The organism is Arthrobacter sp. TJ-170 (genome assembly GCF_058269305.1).
On sequence record NZ_JBZCNL010000001.1, the window covers coordinates 633,440 to 658,358 of the forward strand.

Consider the following 24,919-nt stretch of genomic DNA (forward strand, 5'->3'; position numbering starts at 1 on the left):
TAACTTCACGCTCACCGACCTCAGGGGTCAGGGTGAGGTGCGTTTTACGCGTTCGCAACACTTCGGGCGGAAAGCCGAAACGCTGCCTTCGTAGCGTCGAGTGCAGGCCTTCAGTCACCAGAACAGGCAAACCGAACGGGGAGACTCATGACTCTGCAACTCGACCACACACCCGGCCTCGCGCTCGATGTCGAAACCTCTTACGACGGCAACTGGTACCCCATCTGCCGGCTTGAGGACCTCGAGTTGTGCTGGGGCGAGGCCGCATTGATCCACGGTCGCCAGGTGGCGCTGTTCCGGGTGGACTCGGCGACGGTGTTCGCCGTCTCGCACCGGGACCCCGTGAGCGGCTCCCAGGTGATGGCGCGTGGAATCGTAGGCTCCAAGGGACAGAGGTTCACCATCACCTCGCCCCTGCACAAGGAGATCTACTTTCTGGACTCCGGCGAACCCGCATCGGGAGTGGGGACGGCTCTACGGAGCTTCCCGACACGGGTAATCGACGGAACTGTGGAAGTGCTCGTCTAGAGCCCGAGCGCTTCCTCAACATCGCGGATCACGGCGTCAAGCCTGGTCCGCGCTGTTGCTTTAACGCTCCCGAGCTCGGCGGCGGAATCCACCGGCTCGATAACCTCCAGGTAGCACTTGAGCTTGGGCTCGGTGCCGCTGGGCCGGATGATCACCCGGGTGTCGTCCCGGGTGAGATAGAGCAACCCGTCGGTGGGCGGCAGGGTTGCGCCTTCGGCCAGATCCTCCGTGACCACCACGTCGGAACCCGCGAACGACGACGGCGGTGCCTCGCGCAGGCGGTTCATCATCGCTCCCAGCAGCCCGAGACTACCGACGCGCACAGACAGCTGGTCGCTGGCGTGCAGGCCGTGGATGAGGGCGAGCTCGTCGAGGATGTCAAAGAGGGTCTTGCCTTCGGCTTTGCAGGAGGCCGCGAGCTCTGCCAGCAGCAGGGCGGCGGACACACCGTCCTTGTCTCGCACCAGATCGGGGGCCACGCAATAGCCGAGTGCTTCCTCATAGCCGTAGCTGAGGTTCGGAACGCGGGAGATCCACTTGAACCCGGTGAGGGTCTGCGCGTGGCTGATCCCGGACGCTTCGGCGATCCTGCCGAGCAGCCGCGAGGAGACCACCGAGTTGGCGAACACGGCGTTCGGTTGGTCCTGCTCGCCCGGGCCCTTGGCTTGCAGCCGGGCTGCAATATGCAGGCCAAGGAGCGCACCCGTTTCGTCACCGCGCAGTATCCGCCATTCACCGGTCGCCGGGTCCTTGGCGGCGGCGGCCATGCGGTCGGCGTCGGGGTCGTTCGCCAGGACAAGGTCGGCGTCCTGGTGCGCCGCGGCTGCAAGGGCGAGGTCCAGCGCGCCCGGCTCCTCCGGATTCGGGAAGTCCACCGTGGGGAAGGTGGGATCGGGCTCGGCCTGTTCCTTGACGACGTGCACCGTACTGAACCCGGCGGATGCGAGGACCTGTTGCGCCGTGCGGCCTCCGACTCCGTGCATGGGCGTGAGCACGATCGACAGGTCGCGTTTAGGAGAGGGGGTGCCGTCCACGAGCCCGATGACCGAGGCCACGTAGTCGGTCTCGATGCTCTGGGGCAGAACGTTCCAGCCGCTCTCCGCCAATCGGACGCTGCTGACCGCGGCGATCTGCGCGGCGATCTGCGCGTCATGAGGGTAGACAATCTGTACGCCGCGGGCCGTGTCCTCCACTGCACGGCCACCGAGGTATACCTTGTAGCCGTTGTCCTGGGGCGGGTTATGGCTTGCCGTCACCATGACGCCGACCTCGCACTCGAGAGCGCGCACCGAGTAGGCGAGCACCGGCGTCGGGAGCTCGCTGGGCATGAGGAAGGTCTCAAGGCCTGCGGCCGTGAAGATGGCGGCCGTTTCCTCGGCAAAGACGCGCGAGTTGCGGCGGGCATCGAAGCCGATGACGGCGCGTGGCGCGTAGGCGCCCCCGGCCAGGTTCAGCGCGTGGGCTGCCAGTCCCGCAGCCGTGCTTCGGACGACCACCCGGTTCATCCGGTTGGGGCCGGGGCCCAGTGGGGCACGGAGGCCGGCCGTTCCGAAGACCAGCGGACCACGGAAGGCGTCGTCGAGCTGCTGCAGGGCAGCGCCCTGGCCGGCGTCGTCGTCGTTCGCGGCGCGGGCCAGCAGGTCTTCCAGCTCGGCGCGCGTCTCGGGATCCGGGTCCTGTGCGGCCCATTCGCGGGCTTGGGTGAAGAGGTCCATGTCAGAGCCTGCCGATGATGTCTGCGAGGAGCCGGGATATTCGGGGCCCCGCGGCCTGGCCGGCTTCCAGGACCTCTGCGTGGCTGAGTGGGACCGGGCTGATGCCGGCGGCCAGATTGGTGACGAGAGACATTCCAAAGACCTCCATGCCGGCGTGACGGGCAGCGATGGCCTCCAGAGCGGTGGACATGCCTACCAGATCAGCGCCGATCCGCTTGGCGTACTGGACCTCCGCCGGGGTTTCGTAGTGCGGCCCGGTGAACTGTGCGTAGACGCCCTCGTCGAGCGTGGAATCAACCTCGCGGGCGAGCTCACGGAGGCGGGTGGAGTACAGGTCGGTGAGGTCAACGAAGGTGGCACCCTCCAGCGGGGAAGTGGCCGTGAGATTGATGTGGTCGCTGATGAGCACCGGTGTGCCGGGCGCCCACTGCTCCTGCAGCCCGCCGCAGCCGTTGGTGAGGACCATTACCTTCGCGCCTGCAGCGGCGGCGGTCCGCACCCCGTGCACCACTGCGCGGACGCCGCGGCCCTCGTAGTAATGGGTGCGTGCGCCGAGTACGAGTGCACGCTTCCCGGCCGGGGTGAGGATGGACCTCACCGTGCCGACATGCCCTTCGACTGCGGGGGCAGCGAACCCCGGGATGTCCGGTGCCTGAAGCGTGTGCGTGGTTTCGCCGATCAGCTCGGCGGCTTCACCCCAGCCGGAACCCAGCACCAGCGCAATGTCATGGGACTCCACCGAAGTCTTGTGTGCGATGTAGTCGGCAGCAGCGCGGGCAAGGGAGAACGGGTCCATCGAGGATTCGTCAATCACCCGGTCCAACCTACCGCCAGCGCGCGCGTTGTTCCACCCACCCAAGCGCTGACTACGCCCTTGAGCACGCCCTCGGGCACGCGGCGGGGCGCGGTCGGGACGTTTGAGGGCTGGTGCCCAATAGGACAGAATGGCAGGTGTGACGAGTCAACTGGATTTCAGCGCCCTCCGTATCGCGATTCTCGGGGGAGGTCCGGGCGGCTATGAGGCGGCCATGGTCGCTGCCTCGCTGGGAGCGTCGGTCACCATCGTCGAGCAGAACGGGCTCGGTGGCTCAGCGGTGCTCACCGACGTCGTTCCTTCCAAGACGCTTATCGCCACGGCTGACACCATGGCTCGCGTAGCCAACGCCCACAATCTCGGCGTGAAGTTTGCCGATGAATCGGCGGCCTACGCGGACTTCACGCAGGTGAACCAGCGGTTGCTGGACCTGGCGGTGGACCAGTCGAGGGACATCTCCGCGGCGCTCGAGCGCGCCGGCGTGAAGATCATCATTGGTGCAGGGAAGCTGCTGGACAACCACCGGCTCGAGGTCGAGACGGATACCGGAACCACCACCATCGAGGCGGACGCGATCCTCCTGGCAGTCGGCGCACACCCGCGCGAGCTTCCCACCGCCATCCCGGACGGTGAGCGGATCTTCAACTGGAAGCAGGTCTACAACCTCACTGAGGTTCCCGAACACCTGATCGTCATCGGCTCCGGCGTGACGGGTGCGGAGTTCGCGTCGGCCTACCACGGCCTCGGTGCGCAGGTCACCCTGATCTCGAGCCGCGACCGCGTGCTGCCCGGTGAGGATGCCGACGCCGCAGAGGTCCTCGAAAACGTCTTCCGTTCCCGCGGCATGAACGTGCTGTCCAAGTCCCGCGCGCAGGGTGTTGAGCGAACCGAGGACGGCGTCCAGGTCACGCTCTCCGACGGGCGCACCGTCAACGGCAGCCACTGCCTCGTTGCCGTCGGCGCCATTCCGAACACCTCGGGCATCGGTCTGGAAGAGGCCGGCGTCGCGTTGACCGAGACGGGCCACATCAAGGTCGACGGCGTCTCCCGCACCACCGCGCCGAACGTGTATGCGTCCGGAGACTGCACCGGCGTCCTGGCGCTTGCCTCCGTGGCCGCCATGCAGGGCCGCATCGCTATGGCGCACCTGATGGGCGACAGCGTCACGCCGCTCAAGCTCAAGACGGTCGCCTCGAACATTTTCACCGCACCCGAGATCGCCTCGGTGGGAGTTTCGGAGGCCGACGTCGAGTCGGGCCAGTACCAGGGCGACGTTTTCAAGCTCTCGCTCAGCACCAATGCGCGCGCCAAGATGATGAACGTCAAGGACGGGTTCGTGAAGATTATCGCGCGGAAGGGCTCCGGTACGGTGATCGGCGGCGTCGTGGTTGCTCCGCGTGCGTCCGAGCTGATCTTCCCGCTGGCGCTCGCCGTCACCAAGAAGCTGCACGTGGACGACGTCGCGAACACGTTCACGGTGTACCCGTCGCTGACCGGCTCCATCTCGGAGGCCGCGCGGCGCCTGCACGTCCACTAACCTCCCCCCGCCCAGCCCCAGCCTCGCCCCCAGCACAGTCCCAGCCCCCAGCACAGGCGGGCCGGATTCCCCAGGTTCTGCCGCCGTCGTCGTCGTTTTGTCGGCGTGTCGGGGCGTGACACGCGGTGATGGGCCCAGTAAACGGGGAAAACGGCCCGCCGGACGCCGCCTGACCCTGTCGGGCCGTCCCTCCACAAGCCGCGAAACGCGGGCAGGTTGTGCACATAGCCCGCTCCTCGTCGAGGGCTGCCTGAATACAGCAGCTGTACTGGCACGGTGGACGCAATCGAAGTGCTGCGCAGTGTTGGATCGGTGGCTCGCACGCAGACGCTTCGGGACCGCGGTGTCAGTAAGAGGCAGATCGCCAACCAGGTGGCCGGCGGGAAAGTTGTGCGTCTTCGAACCGGGCTATTGGCTCTGCCGGATGCTCCCGACGATTTCCGGGTAGCCCTCATGAATAATGGGCTCCTGACGTGCGCTTCGGCGGCGAAGCACTACGGGTTGTGGTCCCTTCATCCGCCAACTCGCCCTCGTCTCAGTTGCCTTCACGGCCACGGACGGGGTTTCCTGAATCACCGCGAACGCTCCGTACCACCACACGAGTACCCGCCTCTACTGGGGGTCGTTGACGTGCTGGTTCACGCACTGCACTGCCTCCCGCCGGTGGAGGCTGCCGTCATGGCCGAGTGTTCCCTCCGGCGCGGCGACACGGTGCGGTCCTTCCTGCTCGAGCGACTGCAGGGGGACCGCAACGGCAAGGCAAGAGCCGCCCTGAATCTCGTGACGGGTTGCGCCGACTCCGCGATCGAGGTTGTTGCACGGATCCTTTTCCGAAGCGCCGGCTTCCACGTGGAGACCCAGGTGTTCATCAACGGTGTTGGGCGCGTCGACTTCCTGCTGGAGGGCTTCCTGGTGGTCGAGGTCGACGGGGCCGCGTACCACTCCGATCGAAGGGCGCTGCGCCGCGATCTTCAGCGGAACAACACAACCATCGCCGGCGGATACCTTGTACTGCGCTACAGCTACGAAGACATCATGTTTTGCAGCGAGGCGGTTCTTGACCAGGTGCGTGCGGTGCTCTCCGGGCGGGTCATCCGATGAAAGGCGAGCCGGATTCCCCAAGTCCTGCCGGCGTCGTCGGTGGTATGGCGGCGTGTCAGCCCGCGACACGCGGTTTGGGGAGCAGTACCCGGGGAAACCGGCCCGCGCGAAGGCGCTGCCACCAGACGGACGTGGGACTAGACGGACGCGGGTTGTTGGAAGTGCTGCTCGATGATCGTCCGGATGTCCGAGTGGCAGCCGCCGCACCCGGTCCCCGCACGGGTCGATGCCGACACCTCCTGGACACTTGAACAGCCGACGACGGCGGCCTGCTCGATGCTGCCCCGGCTCACCCCGGCGCACCGGCACACGGTCGCCGCAGGGTCGGAAGCCAACGACGACGGCGCCGCCTCCGCTTCCGCCCCGTCCAGCCGCAACAGGCTCGATCGGTCAGCGGGCAGCACGGCGCCGCTCTCGAACAGCAGCACCAGTTCAGCCCCGGCGCGCGGCAACCCGACACAGACCAGGCCCTGCAGGACCCCGTCGCGGGTAACCATCTTCGCGTAACTGCCCTGCTGCGGGTCGGCCCAGAGCGCGACGGCGGTGCCGTCCTCGTGCAAGGCCCACGGGTCGGCGGACACATCGCCCGCCACCACCGCGTCCAGCCCGCGTGCCTTCAGCATGAGCACGGGCGGGAGTGCGGCCTCCACGTACCGGCTGCCGTCAACTGATGCCAGGTCCGCAGCGAAGGCATTGGCCAGCCACTCGGCCTGCTTCCACCCCGGACCGATCAAGCCGGACGGCGCAGTGTTCTCCCGGCAGTCGGCGCACCCCGGAGAAGTGCAGCGGATCTCGGCGCAGTCGCCGATCGCGTAAATGTACTCGTCGTGGTGGACCTGCAGGGTATGGCCAACGAGGATTCCGGTGTCCACGGGGAGGCCGGCGCCGTCGGCCAGCTCAATCCGCGGCCGGACGCCGCAGGAGAGCACCAGCAGGTCCCCGGACACCAGCCGGCCATCGTCGAGGCGCAGGGCGGTGAAGGTACCGGCGTCGTCGTGCTCAAGGCCCACGGCCTTCGCCCCGGACACCAGCCGCACCCCATGGGAACGGAGCGCGGAAGCGAGCACGCGGCCGCCGCCGTCGTCGATGTTGCGGGCCAGCGGGTAGTCGCCGTGATGGACGACCGTGACCCGCGCACCCTCCTCCGCCGCGGCGAGCGCCGCTTCAAGGCCGAGGATCCCGCCACCGAGAATCACCACGTCACCCCGGCGTTCGACGACGGAGCGCAACGCACGTGCGTCGGCCAGGTCGCGCAATACCGTGACGCCGGTGGGCAGGGTGGGGTGCAGCGGATCCGGGTTCAACCCCGCGAGGTAGGGGATAACAGGGCGGGCACCGGTCGCCAGGACCAGCCGGTCGTAGGGGCGGACGGTGCCGTCGTCGAGCTGGACCTGCTGGCGTGCCCGGTCAATCCGCCGCACGCCGGTTCCGAGCAGGACCTCGGTTCCCAGCGAAGCGAGACGGGACGCATCGCTGAGCGCAATCGCGTCAGGGGAGGTCCGCCCGACGCCCAGGTCGGCAACCAGTACGCGGTTGTAGGCGGCCTCGGGTTCGGACCCGATGACGGTCAGGCTCACCGCGCCCGATGCCAGGGAAGGCTCAAGGACATCGATGAACCGGGCGGCCACGGGGCCGAACCCCACCACCACAATGCGCTCGGGAAAAGTCATACGGCCACCGCCTCAATCTGTGCGGGCCGGTGCACGCGCACCGACACCCGCGTGGTCTTGAATTCGGGCATCCCGGACACGGGGTCCGTCTCCGAGGAGGTCAGCACATTCGCGTTGCCTGCCCCGGGGAAGTGGAAGGAGAGGAAGACAGTGTCGGGCCGCACGGCGCCTGAAAGCTCTGCCCGGGCCACCACGGTTCCGCGCTCGTTGCTGATCTCAACCTCGGCGCCGTCAAGGATGCCGAGGCCCGCAGCGGTCACGGGATGAATCTGCAGTGCCTGGTCGCTACTGGCCGCCGCGAGGTCGCCTACGCGGCGGGTCTGTGAGCCGGACTGGTAGTGCTCCAGCAACCGCCCGGTGGCCAGCGCGAGCATTCCATCGGAAGAGGGAACAGCAGCAGGACCACCCGACGACGGCGGCGCCACCGCGTGCAGCACCGCTTTCCCGTTGGGGTGGGCGAAGCTGTTGAGGAAGAGTCGGGGAGTGCCCCCGCTGCCGGTCGGGTACGGCCAGTAGGCGGCGGCACCGTCGTCGAGCATGGCGTAGTCCACGCCGGAGTAGTCTGCGATGCCGCCCGCGCTCGCCGCGCGGAGTTCGGTGAAGACCGTCTCCGGGTCCTCGGGGAACGACGACGGCGCGTCCAGCAGCTCAGCAAGCCGAGCCATGATCCAGAGCTCGCTGCGCGCGTCCGGTGGAGGGGCCACAGCGGCACGGCGTCGCAGGATGCGGCCCTCGAGGTTGGTCATGGTGCCTTCCTCCTCGGCCCACTGGAGCACCGGCAGCACCAGATCTGCCTCCGCGGCGGTCTCGGAGAGGAAGAAATCGCACACCACCAGGAAGTCGAGGTTGCGCAGCCCGGTCAGGACGGTCGACGCGTTGGGAGCCGACACCACCACGTTTGCCCCGTGCACAAACAGGCAGCGCACCCCTCCGGGCTGACCGAGGGAGCCCAAAAGTTCGACGGCGGGAACTCCCGGTCCCGGGATGGTTTCCTCCGGTACGCCCCAGACTCCGGCGACGTGCTTGCGGGCCGCGGGATCGGTGATTTTGCGGTATCCGGGAAGCTGGTCCGCTTTCTGCCCGTGTTCCCGTCCGCCCTGCCCGTTGCCCTGACCCGTCAGGGTGCCGTACCCGCTTCCCGGTGTTCCGGGCAGGCCGAGGAGGAGTGCGAGGTTGATGGCGGCGGTGGCGGTATCGGTGCCGTTGGCGTGCTGCTCGACGCCGCGTCCGGTCAGGATGTAGGTGCCTCCGGGCTCAGCCAACCGGTGCGCCGTTTCGCGGATGAGGTGCGCCGGCACGCCCGTCACCGCCTGGACGCGTTCGGGCCACCACGGGGTCACGCTGCGGGCGACGGCGTCGTAACCGCGGGTCCTGTTCCGCACGTACGCGGAGTCCACGAGTCCGTCCATGATCACCACATGCGTGATCCCGAGCAGCAGGGCCAGATCCGTCTTCGGTGCCGGCTGCAGGTGCCTGCCCCGACCCTCCGAGGTGAGATCCGCCGTGGCGGACCGGCGCGGGTCGACGACGATCAGGCCGGCGGCATCCCGCGCGCCCTGCAGGTGCTGCACGAACGGCGGCATGGTGTCTGCGGTGTTGGACCCGAGCATGAGGATGGTGCGTGCTGAGCCGAGGTCCGCCAGCGGGAAGGGCAGGCCCCGGTCGAGTCCGAACGCCCTGTTCCCCGCCGCAGCCGCCGAGGACATGCAGAACCGCCCGTTGTAGTCGATCCGGGAGGTTCGCAGGGCCAGGCGAGCGAACTTGCCGAGCAGGTAGGCCTTTTCATTGGTGAGTCCGCCGCCGCCGAAAACACCGACAGAATCGGCGCCGTACTGCGCCTGCGTCGACAGGACGCGATCCCGGATGAGCTCAAGTGCGTGGTCCCACGAGATGGGGCGGTGCTCGCCGTCGTCGTTCTTCAGAAGGGGTTCACGCACCCGGTCCGGGTGCTTCAGCAGCTCCGCGGACGTCCACCCCTTGCGGCACAGGCCACCCTTGTTGGTGGGGAAGTCCCGGCCGCTCACCTCCACTGAGTCGAACGCTGCTGAGTCGAACGCTGCGCCGGGCACCGAAGTGCTGAGCGTCATGGCGCATTGCAGGGCGCAATAGGGGCAGTGGGTGGCAGTGGTGCCCGCGGAGCTGCGTGAAGGAGAACCGCACATGTCAGACGTGCCCCACGCTCGAGGTGCTGCGTCGCAGGTAGAAGAACCAGGTGACCGCGAGCATCAGCGCGTAGGCGGCGACGAAGCCGTAGAAGGCGGCGTCATAGGAGCCGGTGGCGCCCTTGGACGCGTTGAGTACCTGCGGAATGACGAAGCCTCCATAGGCGCCGATCGCGGAGATCAGGCCCAGTGCAGCCGCCGCCTTGCGACCGGTGCTCATGGCGCCGTCGGACCGGCCGCGGAGGGCGAAGATCACCGGGATCATGCGGTAGGTGGAGCCGTTGCCGGCACCGGCTGCCGCGAAGAGCACCAGGAACAGTCCGAGGAACAGCCAGAAGTTGCCCAGCGGGAGTGTCCAGACGACGGCGAGGGCGATCATGCCCATCACGGCGAAGGCGCTCACCGTAATGCGTGCACCGCCCCACCGGTCAGAAAGCCGGCCGCCGTACGGCCGTGCGAGTGAGCCGACCAGGGGGCCGAGGAACGCGAGCGAGAGCGCGGCGGGACCGAGCGCAATCGTGGAGAATTCGGGGAAGGAATCGAGGATCAGCTTCGGGAAGACGCCGGAGAAACCGATGAACGAACCGAATGTTCCTATGTACAGGAACGCCATGACCCACATGTGCGGCTCGCGCAGGGCGGCGATGGACCCGGCGAAGTCGGACTTCGCGCTGGACAGGTTGTCCATGTACTTCCAGGCGCCGAACGCGGCGACGAGGATCAGCGGCACCCAGATCCAGCCGGCCAGCGGCAGGTTGAGCGTGGCGGCTGCACCCGCTGCAATGACCAGCGGAACAACCAGCTGCGCGACGGCGGCACCCAGGTTCCCGCCCGCAGCGTTCAGTCCCAGCGCCCAGCCTTTTTCGCGGACCGGGTAGAAGAAGGTGATGTTCGCCATCGAGCTGGCGAAGTTGCCGCCGCCGAAGCCGGCAAGGGCGGCGATCAGCAGGAGCATACCGAACGAAGTTTCCGGGTTGCTCACGGCCAGTGCCAGTCCGATGGACGGGATCAGCAGCAGGAGCGCCGAGATGATGGTCCAGTTACGGCCGCCGAACCGCGGCACCATGAAGGTGTAGGGAATTCGCATGGTGGCGCCGACGAGGCTCGGCATCGAGATGAGCCAGAAGATCTGTGAAGTGGAGAAGTTGAAGCCGGCGGCGGGCAGGTACACCACCACAATGGACCAGAGCTGCCACACCACGAACCCGAGGAACTCGCACGCGATGGACCACTGGAGGTTGCGGCGGGCAATGGTCCGGCCACCGGACTCCCATTGGTTATGGTCCTCGGGGTTCCAGTTGTCGATCCAGCGGCCCGGACGGTGCACAAGGGCTGCGCCGGTAGCTTCTACTGGTGTTGCTGGCTTCTCCGATGAGACTGCGCGGTCAACGCTCATGGCGAACCTTTCGTTCAAGAGGCAGTACCGCAACAGTAGGAAAGGCGCATTTCGGCTCCGGTGCCGGTTTGTAAACGCGGTGTGACATTCGGCTATCCGCGGGAGCCTGAGCGAGTTAGGCGCCACGCGTCCAGAGCAGAGTGTCCACTATGTGGACGGGTTATCCCACGCAGCTGCTCCGGTGATGATATTGACAGGCACTAAATACCACGGCTTTCGGGATTTCGCGGCGGCCGTTCTCGAGAAAGCAAAAATTCCATGTCATCGTCATCATCGACCGTGGAGCCGGAGGCTACAAAGCCGCTGAACTCCAAGGGTCGCGTCATCTTCGCGAGCCTCATCGGCACCACCATCGAGTTCTACGACTTCTACATCTACGCCACAGCGTCGGTGCTGGTGTTCCCTGCCCTGTTCTTCCCCAACTCCGACCCTGCCACGGCGCTGCTGCAGTCCTTCGCAGTATTCGGCGTTGCATTCGTCGCCCGGCCACTCGGCTCGATCGTCTTCGGCCACTTCGGCGACCGGATCGGGCGCAAGGGCACCCTGGTGGCCTCGCTGCTGACGATGGGTATCGCCACCTTCCTGATTGGCGTGCTGCCCACCGCACAGGTCCCCGGGTGGGCCTTCGCGGCTCCTGCGATCCTGGTGCTGCTGCGCTTCTTCCAGGGCCTCGCCCTCGGCGGGGAGTGGAGCGGCGCTGCCCTCCTCGCCACCGAGAACGCGCCCAAGGGCAAGCGGGCCGTCTACGGAACCTTCCCGCAGCTCGGCGCGCCGATCGGCTTCATCATCGCCAACCTGCTGTTCGTTCTCCTGAACGCCGTGCTGTCGGCGGAAGACTTCCTCGCCTGGGGCTGGCGCGTACCGTTCATCGCGAGCGCCATCCTCGTGATCGTCGGGCTCTACGTCCGCCTGAAGCTCATCGAGAGCTTCTCCTTCCAGCAGGTGCTGAACAAGGGCAAGGTCGTCAAACTGCCCCTCGCCTCGGTGTTCACCAGCCACTGGCGCCCGCTGCTCCTCGGCACGTTCATCATGTTCGCCACCTACGTGCTGTTCTACCTGATGACCTCGTTCACCCTGACGTTCGGCACCGCTCCGGCCACCGTCGACCAGGCCCGGACCGCTGCTGAGGCGGCCGGCAGGGAATTCTCGGCCGACGCTGCAGCGGCGTTTGTGCCCGGCCTTGGAATCAGCCGCGGTGACTTCCTCTGGATGCTGATCATCGGCGTCGTCTTCTTCGGTATCTTCACCATCGTCTCCGGTCCGCTGGCGGAGAAGTTCGGCCGCCGCAAGATGCTGCTCCTGGTCACCGCGGGAATCGCAGTCTTCGGCCTGACCTGGGTCCCGCTCTTCGGAGCCGGAACGGTCGGCGCCATGGCGCTGCTGATCCTCGGCTTCATTCTCATGGGCCTCACCTTCGGGCCGATGGCGGCGATTCTGCCCGAACTGTTCCCCGCCAACGTCCGCTACACCGGGTCCGCAGTGGCCTACAACCTGTCCAGCGTGATCGGGGCGGCGCCGGCGTCGTTCGTTGCGATCGCACTGTGGCAGGCCGCTGACGGAAGCACCTTCCTCGTCGGTCTCTACCTGAGCGCTGCCGCGGTGCTGACCTTCATTGCGCTGTGGCTCTCCCGGGAAACCCGGGACAACGACTACGAGAACAACATCGCCTGACCCGGCACCCTCAAGCACTAGGCTCCCGTCCACCCCTGGGGTAGGCGGGGGCCTTTTGCGTCCACGGAGGCCGCGTGGCATTTCCAAGTTTTCCGCAGGCACCGTCCGCGAGAATCACTGACGGGCTTACCTTTTCTGGCGGGAGCGGATGGGCATGAATCAGGAGACCCTCGCGAGTGGGCGGTACGTCCTCGACCGCGTGATCGGCGTCGGTGGTATGGCCGACGTTTACCGCGCACGGGACACCCGCCTGCACCGGGATGTCGCGGTGAAGATGTTCCGCCGCGGTTCTGCCGAAGGCGTGGCGCGCGGTTCTGGGGAGGCGAGGATGCTGGCCGCCCTTCACCACCCCGGTCTGGTCCGGGTTCTCGACATGGACGCCGAATGCGCCAGGCTTGAGCCGTCCTACCTTGTCATGGAGTACATCAAGGGCTCCGACCTCGGAGCGGTGCTCCGGGACGGCCCGCTCTCAGTCGAAAGAACGACGACGGCCGGCCGGGACATCGCCCGCACGCTGGAGTACATCCACGGCCGGGGGATTGTTCACCGGGACATCAAGCCCTCGAATGTGCTCACCCGCTGCACTGAGCCAGGGGACGGCCTCTTCGACTTCCTCCTCACCGACTTCGGCATCGCCAGGTTCTTCGGAAGCAACAGGGTAACCGCGACCGGAAGCCTGATCGGCACGGCCACGTACTTCAGCCCGGAACAGGCGCGCGGAGACCTGGTGGGAGCACCGACGGATATCTACGCGCTGGGCCTGGTTCTGATCGAATGCCTGACGGGTGAGCCCGCCTTCCCGGGTACCGGCCTGGAGAGCGCGCTCGCGCGGTTGAGCCGCCCGCCCCACATCCCGGAGTCGGTCGGTACCGGGTGGCACCGACTGCTCACGGACATGACGCTGGATGAGCCGTTCGACCGCCCCAGCGCAGCGGAGGTGGTCCGCCGCCTCGACGCCCTGGAGCGACCAACAGCCCTGGCGCCCGTTGCCTCACGCGGCACCGAAGAAACGACGACGCCGGCACCTCCCGTGCCCATCCGCACCGCCGCCCGTCTCAGGGTGCCACTGGCTCCCTCGGCACGGCCTTCCGGGCAGCCGGCGCCCGAACCGAGCCAGGTTCCCGACGCGGAAGGAACGCGTCGTCCCGAGGCTCGGCAGGATCGAACCGCGGCTCCGCAGGATCGAACCGAAGCAAAGGTGAGGTTCCATGCGCGGGTTCTGGCCGCCGTCGTCGTTCTGGTGGGATTGACTTTGGCCGTGGGCCTCATAATCCTTGACGTCAACACCGGACCAGGTCCCGTGCCTCTGCCCTTTGTGCCGGGAAGTACCGGCGCCATGCTCGACAGCCTGTATGAGAGCGTGCAGCCGTGAGCCTGCGCGCCGCTCTCAGCGCTCTGGTTGTCACTGCTGTGCTGATGCTCAGCGGGTGTTCCGCCCCGCCGATTGCTGCCGATGTGGCACAGGAGCTGCAGTGCGAGGTTCGGGAGATCGCCGTCCTGACTGCCCGTGGCGACACCGCAGACGCTGTTGCGGCTGCCCACACGCTCTCTGCGAGGGTGCGGAAGGCACAGTCTGAGGGGCAGATCACCGGGGAGCGGGCTGTGATGATCCTGCAGCGGGTGGAGCAGCTCATCGAACGGTTGCTACGTTCCGGCGCGGCTCCTGCCCCGGTGGAGCTGCCCGAGCTCTTTGAATCCGAACTCGTCCCGCCGCCCGTTCCTGTCGATGCGTCGGAGGAAGTCGATGCAGCGCAGTAACCTGTCGAGCATGCAGATAGACCCGGCCCTGCTGACCTGGCTGCAGGACACCGACCCCGCGCTGCGCTGGCAGGTTCAGCGTGACCTCGCCGGGGCATCGGAGGCGGAATGGGAGGCTACCCGTTCCAGCGTCGCAACGGAGGGATTCGGATCGCGGTTGCTCGCGCACCAGGACCCGGACGGCCAGTGGGCAGGCGGCGCGTACTTTCCCGCGGGCTTCGACTTCGAGGGACCCGAAGCGGCGCCGGACACCGGGCAGCCATACACGGCAACAACCTGGTCGCTGAACGCCCTCCGGGAGTGGGGCGTCGACGCGCGGGTGCTCTCCGGAACAGCTGAACTGCTGGCCGGGAACAGCCGCTGGGAATACGACAACCTGCCCTACTGGGACGGCGAGGTGGACTGCTGCATCAATGCCTTCACCCTCGCCAACGGAAGCTGGCTGGGTGCCGATGTCTCCAGGCTCGCCCAGTGGTTCCCTGATTACCAGCAGGACGACGGCGGCTGGAACTGCGAGTGGGTGGAGGGCTCGAAGCGGTCCTCGTTCCATTCGACGCTGAACGTCCTCAAGGGGCTGCTGTACTACGAGATCACGACCGGAGGTTCCGATGCCTTGCGTGCCGCCCGCCGCAAGGGAGAGGAGTACCTACTGGAACGCCGGCTGCTGTACCGGCTCTCCACCGGCGAACCGGTAGCTCCCTGGGTGACCCGTTTCGCGTATCCGTTCCGGTGGATCTACAGCGCGCTGAACGCCGTGGACTATTTCCGGGCCGCCACTCTGCACGACGGCGGCACACCGGATCCCCGCCTGGCCGACGCTATCGACGTCATCCGTACCGCCCGCCAGGCGGACGGTACCTGGACCCAGGAGAGCCGGCATCCCGGGCGCGTCTGGTTCGAGGTGGACGTACCTGCAGGCGAGCCCTCACCCTGGTTGACGTTCCACTGCTTGCGGGCGCTCACCTGGTGGGACTCAGCGGCAGCGGAAGGGGAAGCGGCAGCGGGAGCTGAGCGGCGGCCCTAGCTGATCGCCGCGATGACTGCACCGGCGGACACCGTGTCGCCCGGCACCGCGGTCAGTCCGGACAGCATGCCCGACTTGTGCGCTGTCAGCGGCTGTTCCATCTTCATTGCTTCGAGCACCACAATGAGGTCGCCCTCGGCCACCTGGTCACCGTCCTGGACGGCGACCTTCACGATGGTGCCCTGCATGGGCGAGGTAAGGTCATCACCACTGGCAGCAGAGCCCGCACCGGCGCGTGAACGGGCAACCTTCTTCGGCTTTCCGCCGCCCTTGCCCGTCGACTTGCCGTTCGCGACTCCAAGTGACGCCGGAAGCACAACCTCCAGCCGTTTACCGCCCACTTCGACGGTCACGCGCTGACGGCTCTCGGCGTCCTCAACGGAGGATGCAGCATCGCCGTCGGGAGTCCACGGGGCAATGGTGTTGACGAACTCGGTTTCGATCCAGCGGGTGTGCACCGAGAAAGACCCCGACGCGGGCGCGAAGGCCGGGTCGCTGACGACGGCGGCATGGAAAGGCAGGACGGTCGGCATGCCGTCGATCTGCATTTCCGCCAGCGCACGGCGAGAGCGTTCCAGCGCCTGCGTGCGCGTAGCGCCTGAGACGATGAGCTTGGCCAGCATCGAATCGAAGTTGCCGCCAATGACCTCGCCGGCCTCAACGCCGGAGTCCACCCGGACGCCGGGTCCTGTGGGCAGCTTCAGGGTCCGGACGGTACCGGGAGCGGGCATGAAGTTCCGGCCGGCGTCCTCGCCGTTGATGCGGAATTCGAAGGAGTGGCCGCGGACCTCGGGATCGGTGTAACCGAGTTCCTCACCGCGGGCGAGGCGGAACTGTTCGCGCACCAGGTCGATGCCGGTGACTTCCTCCGAGACCGGGTGCTCAACCTGCAGGCGCGTGTTCACCTCGAGGAACGAAATGGTGCCGTCCTGGCCCACCAGGAACTCGCACGTGCCGGCGCCCTGGTAGCCGGCTTCCTTCAGGATCGCCTTCGATGCCTCATACAGCCGGGTGTTCTGGTCCTCGGAGAGGAACGGCGCCGGTGCTTCCTCTACAAGTTTCTGGTTGCGGCGCTGGAGGGAACAGTCTCGCGTGGAGATGACGACGACGTTGCCGTGCCTGTCGGCAAGGCACTGCGTTTCGACGTGGCGGGGTGCGTCCAGGAATCGTTCAACGAAGCATTCGCCGCGGCCGAAGGCAGCGGTTGCCTCACGCACCGCAGACTCGTAGGCCTCCGCGATCTCCTCGCGGTCCCGGACGACCTTGATGCCGCGTCCGCCGCCGCCGTACGCGGCCTTGATTGCAAGCGGGAGGCCGTACTCATCGGCGAAGTCGAGGACTTCCTGTACTGATCCGACGGGGTCCTTCGTGCCGGGGACCAGGGGAGCACCGACCTTCTCGGCGATGTGGCGCGCCTGCACCTTGTCACCGAGCTGCGCGATGGAGGAGGGGGAGGGGCCAATCCAGGTGAGTCCGGCGTCGAGCACTTTTTGCGCGAACTGGGCGTTCTCGGAGAGGAAACCGTAGCCGGGGTGGATGGCGTCCGCACCACTGCGCGCCGCTGCATCGAGGATCTTGTCCATGACCAGGTAGGACTCCGCCGCGGTGCTGCCCTCGAGCGCGAAGGCCTCATCGGCCAGCCGCACGTGCAGAGCGTCCCGGTCCGGCTCAGCGTAAACGGCAACCGAGGCGATGCCTTCATCACGGGCTGCCCGGATCACACGAACTGCGATCTCGCCGCGGTTGGCGATCAGGACTTTGGTGACGGGTGCGGCGGATTCTGGCTCCGACTCGCGCATCATCGACTCGCTCATGGGTTATAAGGCTCCTTTTGGTCTGTTGGGAGCCTAGCGCGGTTTTGTTGCTACCGCCCATAAACCATGCCGGTTCCCCGTGTTGGAGAGGCATTATTTGTAGGGATTCTACAAAAGAGCCCGAAGCTAACGCCAGAATTCGGTGATGTTGACTCCTGCAGCGAGGAGGAGCTGGCGAAGGGTTGAAATGCTGAGCCCGACGACGGCGTGCGGGTCGCCGTCGACCTTGCGAATGAAGGCCCCGCCGCGCCCGTCGATGGTGAAGGAGCCAGCACAGTGAAGCGGCTCACCGGTTGCGATGTAGGCATCGATCTCCCCGTCGGCGAGCTCCATGAAGTGGACCTCGGCGGAGGCCACTGCGCCGGAGGCTGAACCGAGACCGGCGCCGTTGCGCGTGTCCACGAGCCAGTGTCCGGTGTGGAGGGTGCCCTGTGAGCCGGACATCCTTTTGATACGTTCCCGTGCGACGTCGGCCTCGTATGGTTTGCCGTGTGCTTCGCCCTCGAACTCGAAGACCGAGTCACAGCCGATGACCAGGGCTCCAAGGGCTTCCGGAAGCGCGGCGACGGACTCCGCCTTGGCGCGGGCCAGGAGTTGGGCGGTGTCATAGGGACTGGGAGTGCCGCGCGCAGCGGTCACGGCGTCCTCATCGACGTCCGACACCATGACGGTGTGCGCTATACCGGCCTCGGCGAGAAGCTTGGTGCGCGCTGGGGATGCGGAAGCGAGGATCAGCCGGATGCTCATGCGGACAAGCCTAGTGTTATGTCCTCCCGTCAGACACATGAGTTGGCAGGACACACCCCGAATGCGTACCTATTAGGGGTGTGTCCTGCCAACTCAAGGTGGTGCGGGTCTAGCTCAGCAGCGCCCGGCGCAGGGTATCCAGACCAACCGAACCGAGGTTGAGTGCGCGGGTGTGGAAGTCCCGCAGGTTGAAGGAATCACCCTCGCGGTGCTTCACCTCGTTCCGGATCTGCTCCCACAGGCGCTGGCCGATCTTGTAGGCGGGTGCCTGTCCCGGCCAACCGAGGTAGCGGTTGAACTCAAAGTTGAGCTGGCCTTCGCTGATGGCGATGTTCTTCTTCAGGAACTCATAGCCTTTGTCCGGCGTCCAGGTGCCGGAGCCCCAACGGTCTGGAACCTCGAGCTCGAGGTGGACGCCGATATCGAACACCACGCGGGCGGCACGCATCCGCTGGGCGTCGAGCATGCCGAGCCGGTCTCCGGGATCGCTCAGGTAGCCGAGGTCCTCCATGAGACGCTCCGCGTACAGTGCCCAGCCTTCACCGTGTCCGGAGACCCAGACGGCATTGCGGCGCCAGGAGTTGAGGAGTCCGCGCTGGAAGGTCGCCGTGGCGACCTGAAGGTGGTGTCCGGGAACACCCTCGTGGTACACCGTGGTGGTTTCCTTCCACGTGGTGAAGGTGTCCTCGCCCTCCGGTACTGACCACCACATGCGGCCCGGGCGTGAGAAGTCCTCAGTGGGACCGGTGTAGTAGATGCCGCCTTCCTTGGTGGGCGCGATCATGCATTCGATCTCGCGCATGACGTCCGGGATGTCGAAGTGCACTCCGGCGAGGTCCTCGACGGCACGGTCTGACAGTCCCTGCATCCAGGCCTGCAGTGCGTCGGTTCCGTGCAGTTGGCGTTCGGGGGACTCATCGAGGATGCGCATGGCTTCCTCGATGGACGCGCCTTCCTTGATTTCGTTGGCGACGGCTTCCTGCTCGGCGATGAGCCGGTCGAGTTCCTCCACGCCCCACTGGTAGGTTTCCTCGAGGTCCACCGCTGCGCCCAGGAACTGACGGGACATCAGCGAATAGTGCTCCCGGCCCACAGCGTCTTTTTCGGGAGCTTCCGGCAGCAGTTCCTCCTCAAGGAATGTGCCGAGGTGACGGTAGGCGTTGCGGGCTGCGTCGGCTCCGGCAGCGAGTTCGGTGTGTACGGAGTCCGGGAGGCCGTCGTCGTCGTTGGTGTTTGCACCGCCCACGAACTCATCAAAGTATCCGCCGTCGGCCGCGTACGCTGCGGTCTGTTCGATAACGATGCGCACCTGGCGCGCTGCGGGTAGGATGCCCCGGTTTTTCCCTTCGCGGAGCGAGGTGATGTAACCGCCGATGGCGTCCGGAATGTTGCAGAGCCGTCCGGCGATGTGGCCCCACTGTTCAGCGGTGTCCGTGGGCATGAGGTCGAAAATCATGCGGATTTCCTGGGCCGGGCAGGCCAGGTTGTTAAGGTTCGCGAGGTTGAGGCCGGTTTCGTGGATCTCGAGGTCAAGACCAAGGCGTTCGCGCATTGCGTCCAGGGTGACGGCGTCGACGTCGTCGGTGGGTTCCAGGTCGTCGAGCCGGCCGAGGGTTTCCCTGGTGGCTTCGGCGAATTCCTCCAGCCCGGCGGGGGAGTAGTCGCGGTATTCGGTCTCGTGTCCCGGCAGCCCCAGCTGGGTGGCGAATCCCGGGTCGAGTTGCAGCAGGGTTTCCGTGTAGGCCTCGGCAACGGCGTCGATGGCCGTTTGGGCACGGGTGGGCGCCTCAGCGGTCAGGTTCAGTGTGGAAGTCTGGTTGATCACCCGTAGAGCCTAACGGCACGTTGTTACCCGCGACCACAGAGCTATCGACCCTACAGTCGTATCGTGACCGGATTGTGTTCCGGCCGTGCTGGAGGATGAACCTCCGTTGCGCCTACGTTTGAATGCCGGCAGTTCCAGCGATGGGGGACAACAATGTGCAGCATCCCGAGAAGGCTTCTTACCTCTGTCCTTGCCGCTGAAGCGCTGGTGCTGACGGGCTGCGGTTCAACGGCGGCGCCTGAACAGCGCATCGCCGATGTGGAGCGCCAGTCCGTGTCGCTGATGGATCACCCGGACGCCGTTGCCGCCCTCCGTGACTCCTCCTACCGGCTGGGTGCACGAATGATCTCGGTCAAACCGGACAGCAACCAGGTCACCAGCCCGGTCAGCGCTCTGGTTGCGCTCGCCATGCTGCGCGTCGGAGCACGCACGACGACGGCGGCTGAGATGGACTCTGTCCTGGGCCTTCCGGCGGAGCACCGCGACGAAGCGATGAATGCGCTGCTATCGGACTGGGCGCCCCATGACGGCGATCCCGGTTCAGTGAACGAGGAAGAACCGCCGGAGGATCCGCTGTTGCACGTCGCGAACGGGCTCTTCGTCGATGAAGCACTGGAGCCGCCGCCCGGTTTCCTTGAGCCGCTGGCTCAGCACTACGGCGCCGGCGTATATCTGGTGGACTACTCCGCCGGCGGCGCCGGCGGCATCATGAACGCGTGGGTTGACCGGAACACCGGCGGACGAATCCAGGAGGCCCCGCTGAAACCCTCGCCGGACACGGTGCTGAACATTATCAACACCGTTTACTTCGCTGCTGCCTGGGCCGACCCCTTTGACCCGGCGGCGACCGGCCCGGGCAACTTCACCACAAACGGGGCGGAGGTGGAGACTCCCATGATGAATGCGCTGATGCCGCTCGCCTACGCGGAAGGCGACGGCTGGCAGGGCGTTGACCTGCCCTACAACAACGGGTTTCTGATGAGGCTGATTCTGCCCGAGGAGGGCACTGATCCGGTCCTCGACGCCGGCGAACTGGCCGAGGCCAACGGCCTGCTGGACGCCGCTCCCTCCGCGATGGTGGCGCTGACCCTTCCTTCCTGGGACCACGCCTACGATCTCGACCTCAAGGCTCTACTCGGCGCAATGGGACTGAAGGAGACCATGGGCGGGTCACCGGATTTCAGCGGAATCGGCGAGGGTATCTTCATCGAAGGGGCAGCGCAGTCGGCCAACATCACCGTCGGTGAGAAGGGCACTATCGCGGCAGCAGTGACGCAACTGGCGCTCGCCGGAAGCGCGCCGCCCGAGCCCGACATCGAGCTCGTTTTCGACAGGCCCTTCCTCTACCAGATCCTGCATGAGGACACCGGCATGCCGCTGTTCCTCGGAACGGTGATGGACCCAAGCGCCGGAGGAGAAGGGTGAGCACGCGGAGAAGGCTGGCGACGTCAGTGATCACTGCAGCCGCGGTACTCCTGACCGGCTGCGGTTCGGCCGACCTCCCGGAACAGCGCATGGCCGATGTGGAGCGACAGTCCGTGTCGCTGGTGGATCATCCCGACGCCGTTGAGGCCCTCCGCGACTCCTCCTACCGGTTGGGCACACAGATGCTCTCGGTCGAACCGGACAGCAATCAGGTCACCAGCCCGGTCAGCGCTCTGGTTGCGCTCGCCATGCTCCGCGTCGGAGCACGCACGACGACGGCGGAAGAAATGGACCGCGTGCTCGGACTCCCGGCGGAGCACCGCGACGAGGCGATGAACGGGCTGCTCGCTGAGTGGGCAGTGCACGACGGCGATCCCGGCTCAGTGGACGAGGACGACCCACCGGAGGAGCCGCTGCTGCACCTGGCCAATGGGCTCTTCCCGGCGGAGGACCTGATCCTTGAGGACACGTTCCTGGAGTCCTTAGCCGCACAATACGGTGCGGGCGTGTACCCGGTGGACTATCTGAGTGATGACGCGTTGAAGAGCATGAACGCGTGGACGAAGCACCACACCGGTGGGCGTATCGAGGAAGTGCCGATCGAGCCGTCCTCGAACACAAGGCTGAACATCATCAACACCGTGTATTTTGCGGCGGCCTGGCAGAACCCCTTCGATCCATCAGACACGGATGCGGGCACGTTCACGACGGACAAGGGAGACGTCCAGACGCCCCTGATGCACAACCAATTGTCTCTCGCCTATACCGAAGGCGATGGGTGGAAGGCAGTCGATTTGCCCTACCGCAACGGCCTGGTCATGCGGCTGATCCTGCCCGAGCGCGGTGCCACACCGGTGCTGGAGCACAGCGAATTGCTCGAGGTGAACACCGCGATGGAGGAGTCGGACGCTGCACTGGTGCGACTGACCCTTCCGTCCTGGGACCACACCTACGACCTGGACCTGAAGGCGATGCTCACCGAGAGGGGCCTCGAGGAGGCCATGAGCGAAGAGGCGGATTTCAGCGGTCTCAGCGCAGGTCTTTTCGTCAGCGGCGCCGCGCAATCAGCAAACATCACGGTTGCGGAAAAAGGGACAATTGCGGCAGCGATCACGCAGATCGCCATGGACGAATCAGGATTCGCCGAACCTGACGTCGAGCTCGTTTTCGACAGGCCGTTCCTCTACCAGATCCTGCATGAGGACACCGGCATGCCGCTGTTCCTCGGAACGGTGATGGACCCAAGCGTTCAGTGAAAGCTACAACAGGGGTCGTCCGCCTCAGACGGCTTGGACGCTGCGGCCGCTGACCTTTGAGGGCTGTATTTCGACGAAGGTTGTCCTCGAGCCCCCGGCCCACGGCTCCTCGGCAGCACGTCCCCACAGCTCAGTCAGCAGCGCTTCATCGCGGACAACGTCTGCCGTTCCGTTGGCGAGGACGGACCAACCGGCCATCGCTTCGGACCGGACCTGATCCACCTGGAAGGCGCAGTTCCTGAGTGGTAACAGGCTGCCGATGTCGCCGTCATCACGGGTCCGGAAGTAGATGGCGCCGTCCTGCGCCAGGTAGTTCACAGGATAGATATTCACGGAGCCGTCCCGCACAAAGCCGATCCGGCCCGTCTGTTGCGTGCTCAGCAGTGCCCAGCACTTGATGTCTGACAGCTCCTCCGACATATGAAGCGTGCCGGGTTGTCCTCGATAGTCGTCTTCCCTGGGGTCCATGGGGTTCCTTCCGCCGGGGCAGTATTGTGCTCGGTCTGGTATCCCCAACCTAGGGTGGTTCGCGCTGGAAAGGAAGCAGAGGGCCGAAGTGCCCGGGGAAGTTACCGCTGGGCGCTGCGGCGCCACGATCCCGGACCGGGCCGCGGACCCAACCGCAGCTGGTCCCGCCGGATCCAGGTGCGGTGCGCGGCCGGCCTGGGTGCGCCGTCGTCGTTCGCCTGCAGTGCAAGCACGACGACGGCGAGCGCCGCCAGCTCCTCCGGCGTCGGGTTCCCGGTCACCACCTGAAACAGGGGAGCAGTGTCCTCGGCCGCCATGCTTTCAATGGTCATAGCGGAATGTTTCCGTGCTTCTTGGCGGGCAATGCTGCGCGCTTGTCTCGGAGGGCGCGTAGGCCGCGGACAACCTGGACGCGGGTATCGGACGGGGCGATCACCGCGTCGACGTAGCCCAGCTGTGCTGCCTGGTACGGGTTGAGGAGTTCCTCTTCGTACTGGCTGATGACCTCGGTGCGGGCCGCTTCGACGTTGCCGCCGGCGTCCGCAACCGATTTCAGGTGGCCGCGGTAGAGGATGTTCACCGCGCCCTGTGCACCCATGACACCGATCTGGGCGGTGGGCCAGGCGAGGTTGATGTCCGCGCCAAGCTTCTTCGAGCCCATGACAATGTAGGCGCCGCCGTAGGCCTTGCGGGTGATGACTGTCAGTTTGGGCACGGTTGCTTCTGCGTAGGCGTACAGCAGTTTGGCGCCGCGGCGGATGATCCCGTTGAACTCCTGGTCCTTGCCCGGCAGGAAGCCCGGGACATCCACGAGCGTGAGGATGGGGATGTTGAACGCGTCGCAGTGGCGGACAAACCGTGCGGCTTTTTCGGAGGCAGCGATGTCCAGGGTTCCTGCGAACTGCATCGGCTGATTCGCCACAATGCCGACGGTGTGGCCTTCCACGCGGGCGTAGCCGATCACGACGTTCGGCGCGTACAGCGACTGCATCTCCAGGAAGTGTCCGTCGTCGACGATCGTGGAGATGACGGTGTGCATGTCGTAGGGCTGGTTCGCCGAGTCGGGGATCAACGTGTCCAGCTGCGCGTCCAGCTCATTGAGCTCGAGGTCTTCGGTGAACTCGGTCAGCGGCGCTTCGGCGAGGTTGTTGGAGGGAAGGAAGTCGAGCAGCTCTCGGACGAAGTCAATAGCGTCCTGCTCATCGGTGGCCAGATACGCGGAGGTCCCGGTGGTGGAGTTGTGCTGGCGTGCTCCACCGAGGGTTTCCATGTCCACGTCCTCGCCGGTGACGGTCTTGATGACATCCGGGCCGGTGATGAACATGTGTGAACTCTTGTCCACCATGACCACGTAGTCGGTCAGTGCGGGGGAGTAGGCGGCGCCGCCGGCACACGGACCCATGATGAGCGAGATCTGCGGGACCACCCCGGAGGCATGGACGTTGTTCCGGAAGATGTCGGCGAACATCGCCAGTGACGCGACGCCCTCCTGGATACGTGCGCCGCCGCCGTCGTTGATTCCCACCAGCGGGCAGCCGTTACGGAGCGCGAACTCCTGCACCTTGACGATCTTCTCGCCGTTTACCTGGCTCAGCGACCCGCCGTACACGGTGAAGTCCTGGCTGTAGATCGCGATCTGCCGGCCGTCCACGGTGGCGTAACCGGACACCACGCCGTCGCCGAGGGGCTTCTTCTTCTCCATGCCGAAGGCCGTGGAGCGGTGGACCGCGAGGGCGTCGAACTCGACGAAGGATCCGGGGTCCACAAGCATCTCGATGCGCTCACGCGCCGTCCCCTTGCCCCGTGCGTGCTGCTTCTCGACGGCCTCAGGGCCCGACGGCGCCCGTGAACGTTCCTGCCGCTGCCGGAAGTCGGCGAGCTTACCCGCGGTGGTGTGAAGGTCGGGGCCGCCGTCGATCGTGAGGCCGGCGTCCTGTTCGAGGGGAAGCGTTTCGGGTTGCATCGAGTCTCTTCCGATTGATGTCCTGGGTGACTGGCTGGTAGCCGG

At 66.2% G+C, this 24,919-nt stretch carries 20 protein-coding genes; 9 read left to right on the plus strand and 11 right to left on the minus strand.

The genetic code is table 11. The features are described 5' to 3' along the window. The first annotated feature begins 147 nt into the window (after positions 1–147). Complete coding sequence (gene nirD, locus AC4D1W_RS02970) at positions 148–528, plus strand: nitrite reductase small subunit NirD (protein WP_490890737.1); 381 nt, start codon at positions 148–150, stop codon at positions 526–528. Here the strand turns inward: nirD and AC4D1W_RS02975 are convergent. Further along, positions 525–2,243, minus strand: coding sequence for a phospho-sugar mutase (locus AC4D1W_RS02975; RefSeq protein WP_490897763.1), 1,719 nt, complete (start codon positions 2,241–2,243; stop codon positions 525–527). The genes nirD and AC4D1W_RS02975 overlap by 4 nt on opposite strands. A gap of 1 nt (position 2,244) precedes the next feature. Next, a complete protein-coding gene (locus AC4D1W_RS02980; RefSeq protein ID WP_490897886.1) occupies positions 2,245–3,039 on the minus strand; it encodes a purine-nucleoside phosphorylase in 795 nt (264 codons plus the stop codon). A gap of 157 nt (positions 3,040–3,196) precedes the next feature. Here AC4D1W_RS02980 and AC4D1W_RS02985 point away from each other — a divergent pair, with 157 nt between their 5' ends. Both AC4D1W_RS02985 and AC4D1W_RS02990 read left to right on the plus strand, forming a co-directional pair. Further along, a complete protein-coding gene (locus tag AC4D1W_RS02985; RefSeq protein WP_490897764.1) occupies positions 3,197–4,594 on the plus strand; it encodes an NAD(P)H-quinone dehydrogenase in 1,398 nt (465 codons plus the stop codon). Between the two features lie 276 nt (positions 4,595–4,870). Then, positions 4,871–5,695, plus strand: coding sequence for an endonuclease domain-containing protein (locus AC4D1W_RS02990; RefSeq protein WP_490897765.1), 825 nt, complete (start codon positions 4,871–4,873; stop codon positions 5,693–5,695). A gap of 137 nt (positions 5,696–5,832) precedes the next feature. On the opposite strand, the gene AC4D1W_RS02995 is transcribed toward AC4D1W_RS02990, so the two are convergent. From AC4D1W_RS02995 to AC4D1W_RS03005, 3 genes are all read right to left on the minus strand, one after another. Further along, positions 5,833–7,365, minus strand: coding sequence for an FAD-dependent oxidoreductase (locus tag AC4D1W_RS02995; protein WP_490897766.1), 1,533 nt, complete (start codon positions 7,363–7,365; stop codon positions 5,833–5,835). Beyond that, the gene (locus AC4D1W_RS03000; protein ID WP_490897767.1) at positions 7,362–9,452 is read right to left on the minus strand and encodes a molybdopterin oxidoreductase family protein; all 2,091 of its coding nucleotides are present in this window, start codon (positions 9,450–9,452) and stop codon (positions 7,362–7,364) included. The genes AC4D1W_RS02995 and AC4D1W_RS03000 overlap by 4 nt, the downstream gene beginning before the upstream one ends. 76 nt (positions 9,453–9,528) lie before the next feature. Continuing rightward, a complete protein-coding gene (locus tag AC4D1W_RS03005) occupies positions 9,529–10,923 on the minus strand; it encodes an MFS transporter (protein WP_490897768.1) in 1,395 nt (464 codons plus the stop codon). A gap of 258 nt (positions 10,924–11,181) precedes the next feature. On the opposite strand from AC4D1W_RS03005, the gene AC4D1W_RS03010 reads away from it, so the two are divergent. From AC4D1W_RS03010 to AC4D1W_RS03025, 4 genes are all read left to right on the plus strand, one after another. Next, positions 11,182–12,594 carry an MFS transporter gene (locus tag AC4D1W_RS03010; RefSeq protein WP_490890744.1) on the plus strand — a complete coding sequence of 471 codons (1,413 nt, stop codon included), beginning with the start codon at positions 11,182–11,184 and terminating at the stop codon, positions 12,592–12,594. A gap of 154 nt (positions 12,595–12,748) precedes the next feature. Next, on the plus strand, positions 12,749–13,966 hold the full coding sequence (locus tag AC4D1W_RS03015) for a serine/threonine-protein kinase (protein WP_490897769.1): 1,218 nt from the start codon (positions 12,749–12,751) through the stop codon (positions 13,964–13,966). Then, a complete protein-coding gene (locus AC4D1W_RS03020; RefSeq protein ID WP_490897770.1) occupies positions 13,963–14,352 on the plus strand; it encodes a hypothetical protein in 390 nt (129 codons plus the stop codon). The genes AC4D1W_RS03015 and AC4D1W_RS03020 overlap by 4 nt, the downstream gene beginning before the upstream one ends. Positions 14,353–14,362: 10 nt before the next feature. Beyond that, entirely contained in the window at positions 14,363–15,376 is a 1,014-nt protein-coding gene (locus tag AC4D1W_RS03025; protein WP_490897887.1) for a prenyltransferase/squalene oxidase repeat-containing protein, read from the plus strand. Here the strand turns inward: AC4D1W_RS03025 and AC4D1W_RS03030 are convergent. From AC4D1W_RS03030 to AC4D1W_RS03040, 3 genes are all read right to left on the minus strand, one after another. Beyond that, positions 15,373–17,190 carry an acetyl/propionyl/methylcrotonyl-CoA carboxylase subunit alpha gene (locus tag AC4D1W_RS03030; RefSeq protein ID WP_490897771.1) on the minus strand — a complete coding sequence of 606 codons (1,818 nt, stop codon included), beginning with the start codon at positions 17,188–17,190 and terminating at the stop codon, positions 15,373–15,375. The genes AC4D1W_RS03025 and AC4D1W_RS03030 overlap by 4 nt on opposite strands. A gap of 126 nt (positions 17,191–17,316) precedes the next feature. After that, positions 17,317–17,937 carry a Maf family protein gene (locus AC4D1W_RS03035; protein WP_490897772.1) on the minus strand — a complete coding sequence of 207 codons (621 nt, stop codon included), beginning with the start codon at positions 17,935–17,937 and terminating at the stop codon, positions 17,317–17,319. 109 nt (positions 17,938–18,046) lie between these two features. Continuing rightward, on the minus strand, positions 18,047–19,762 hold the full coding sequence (locus tag AC4D1W_RS03040; RefSeq protein ID WP_490897773.1) for a DUF885 domain-containing protein: 1,716 nt from the start codon (positions 19,760–19,762) through the stop codon (positions 18,047–18,049). Between the two features lie 153 nt (positions 19,763–19,915). Between AC4D1W_RS03040 and AC4D1W_RS03045 the strand changes: the two genes are divergently transcribed. After that, entirely contained in the window at positions 19,916–21,187 is a 1,272-nt protein-coding gene (locus AC4D1W_RS03045; RefSeq protein WP_490897774.1) for a serpin family protein, read from the plus strand. Beyond that, positions 21,184–22,443, plus strand: a complete 1,260-nt coding sequence (locus AC4D1W_RS03050; protein WP_490897775.1) for a serpin family protein — start codon at positions 21,184–21,186, stop codon at positions 22,441–22,443. The genes AC4D1W_RS03045 and AC4D1W_RS03050 overlap by 4 nt, the downstream gene beginning before the upstream one ends. Before the next feature lie 24 nt (positions 22,444–22,467). Here the strand turns inward: AC4D1W_RS03050 and AC4D1W_RS03055 are convergent, their stop codons facing one another. From AC4D1W_RS03055 to AC4D1W_RS03065, 3 genes are all read right to left on the minus strand, one after another. Next, positions 22,468–22,911 carry a pyridoxamine 5'-phosphate oxidase family protein gene (locus AC4D1W_RS03055; RefSeq protein WP_490897776.1) on the minus strand — a complete coding sequence of 148 codons (444 nt, stop codon included), beginning with the start codon at positions 22,909–22,911 and terminating at the stop codon, positions 22,468–22,470. 101 nt (positions 22,912–23,012) lie between these two features. Beyond that, a complete protein-coding gene (locus tag AC4D1W_RS03060; RefSeq protein ID WP_490897777.1) occupies positions 23,013–23,243 on the minus strand; it encodes an acyl-CoA carboxylase subunit epsilon in 231 nt (76 codons plus the stop codon). Continuing rightward, the gene (locus tag AC4D1W_RS03065) at positions 23,240–24,874 is read right to left on the minus strand and encodes an acyl-CoA carboxylase subunit beta (protein WP_490897778.1); all 1,635 of its coding nucleotides are present in this window, start codon (positions 24,872–24,874) and stop codon (positions 23,240–23,242) included. The genes AC4D1W_RS03060 and AC4D1W_RS03065 overlap by 4 nt, the downstream gene beginning before the upstream one ends. Positions 24,875–24,919 lie beyond the last annotated feature (45 nt).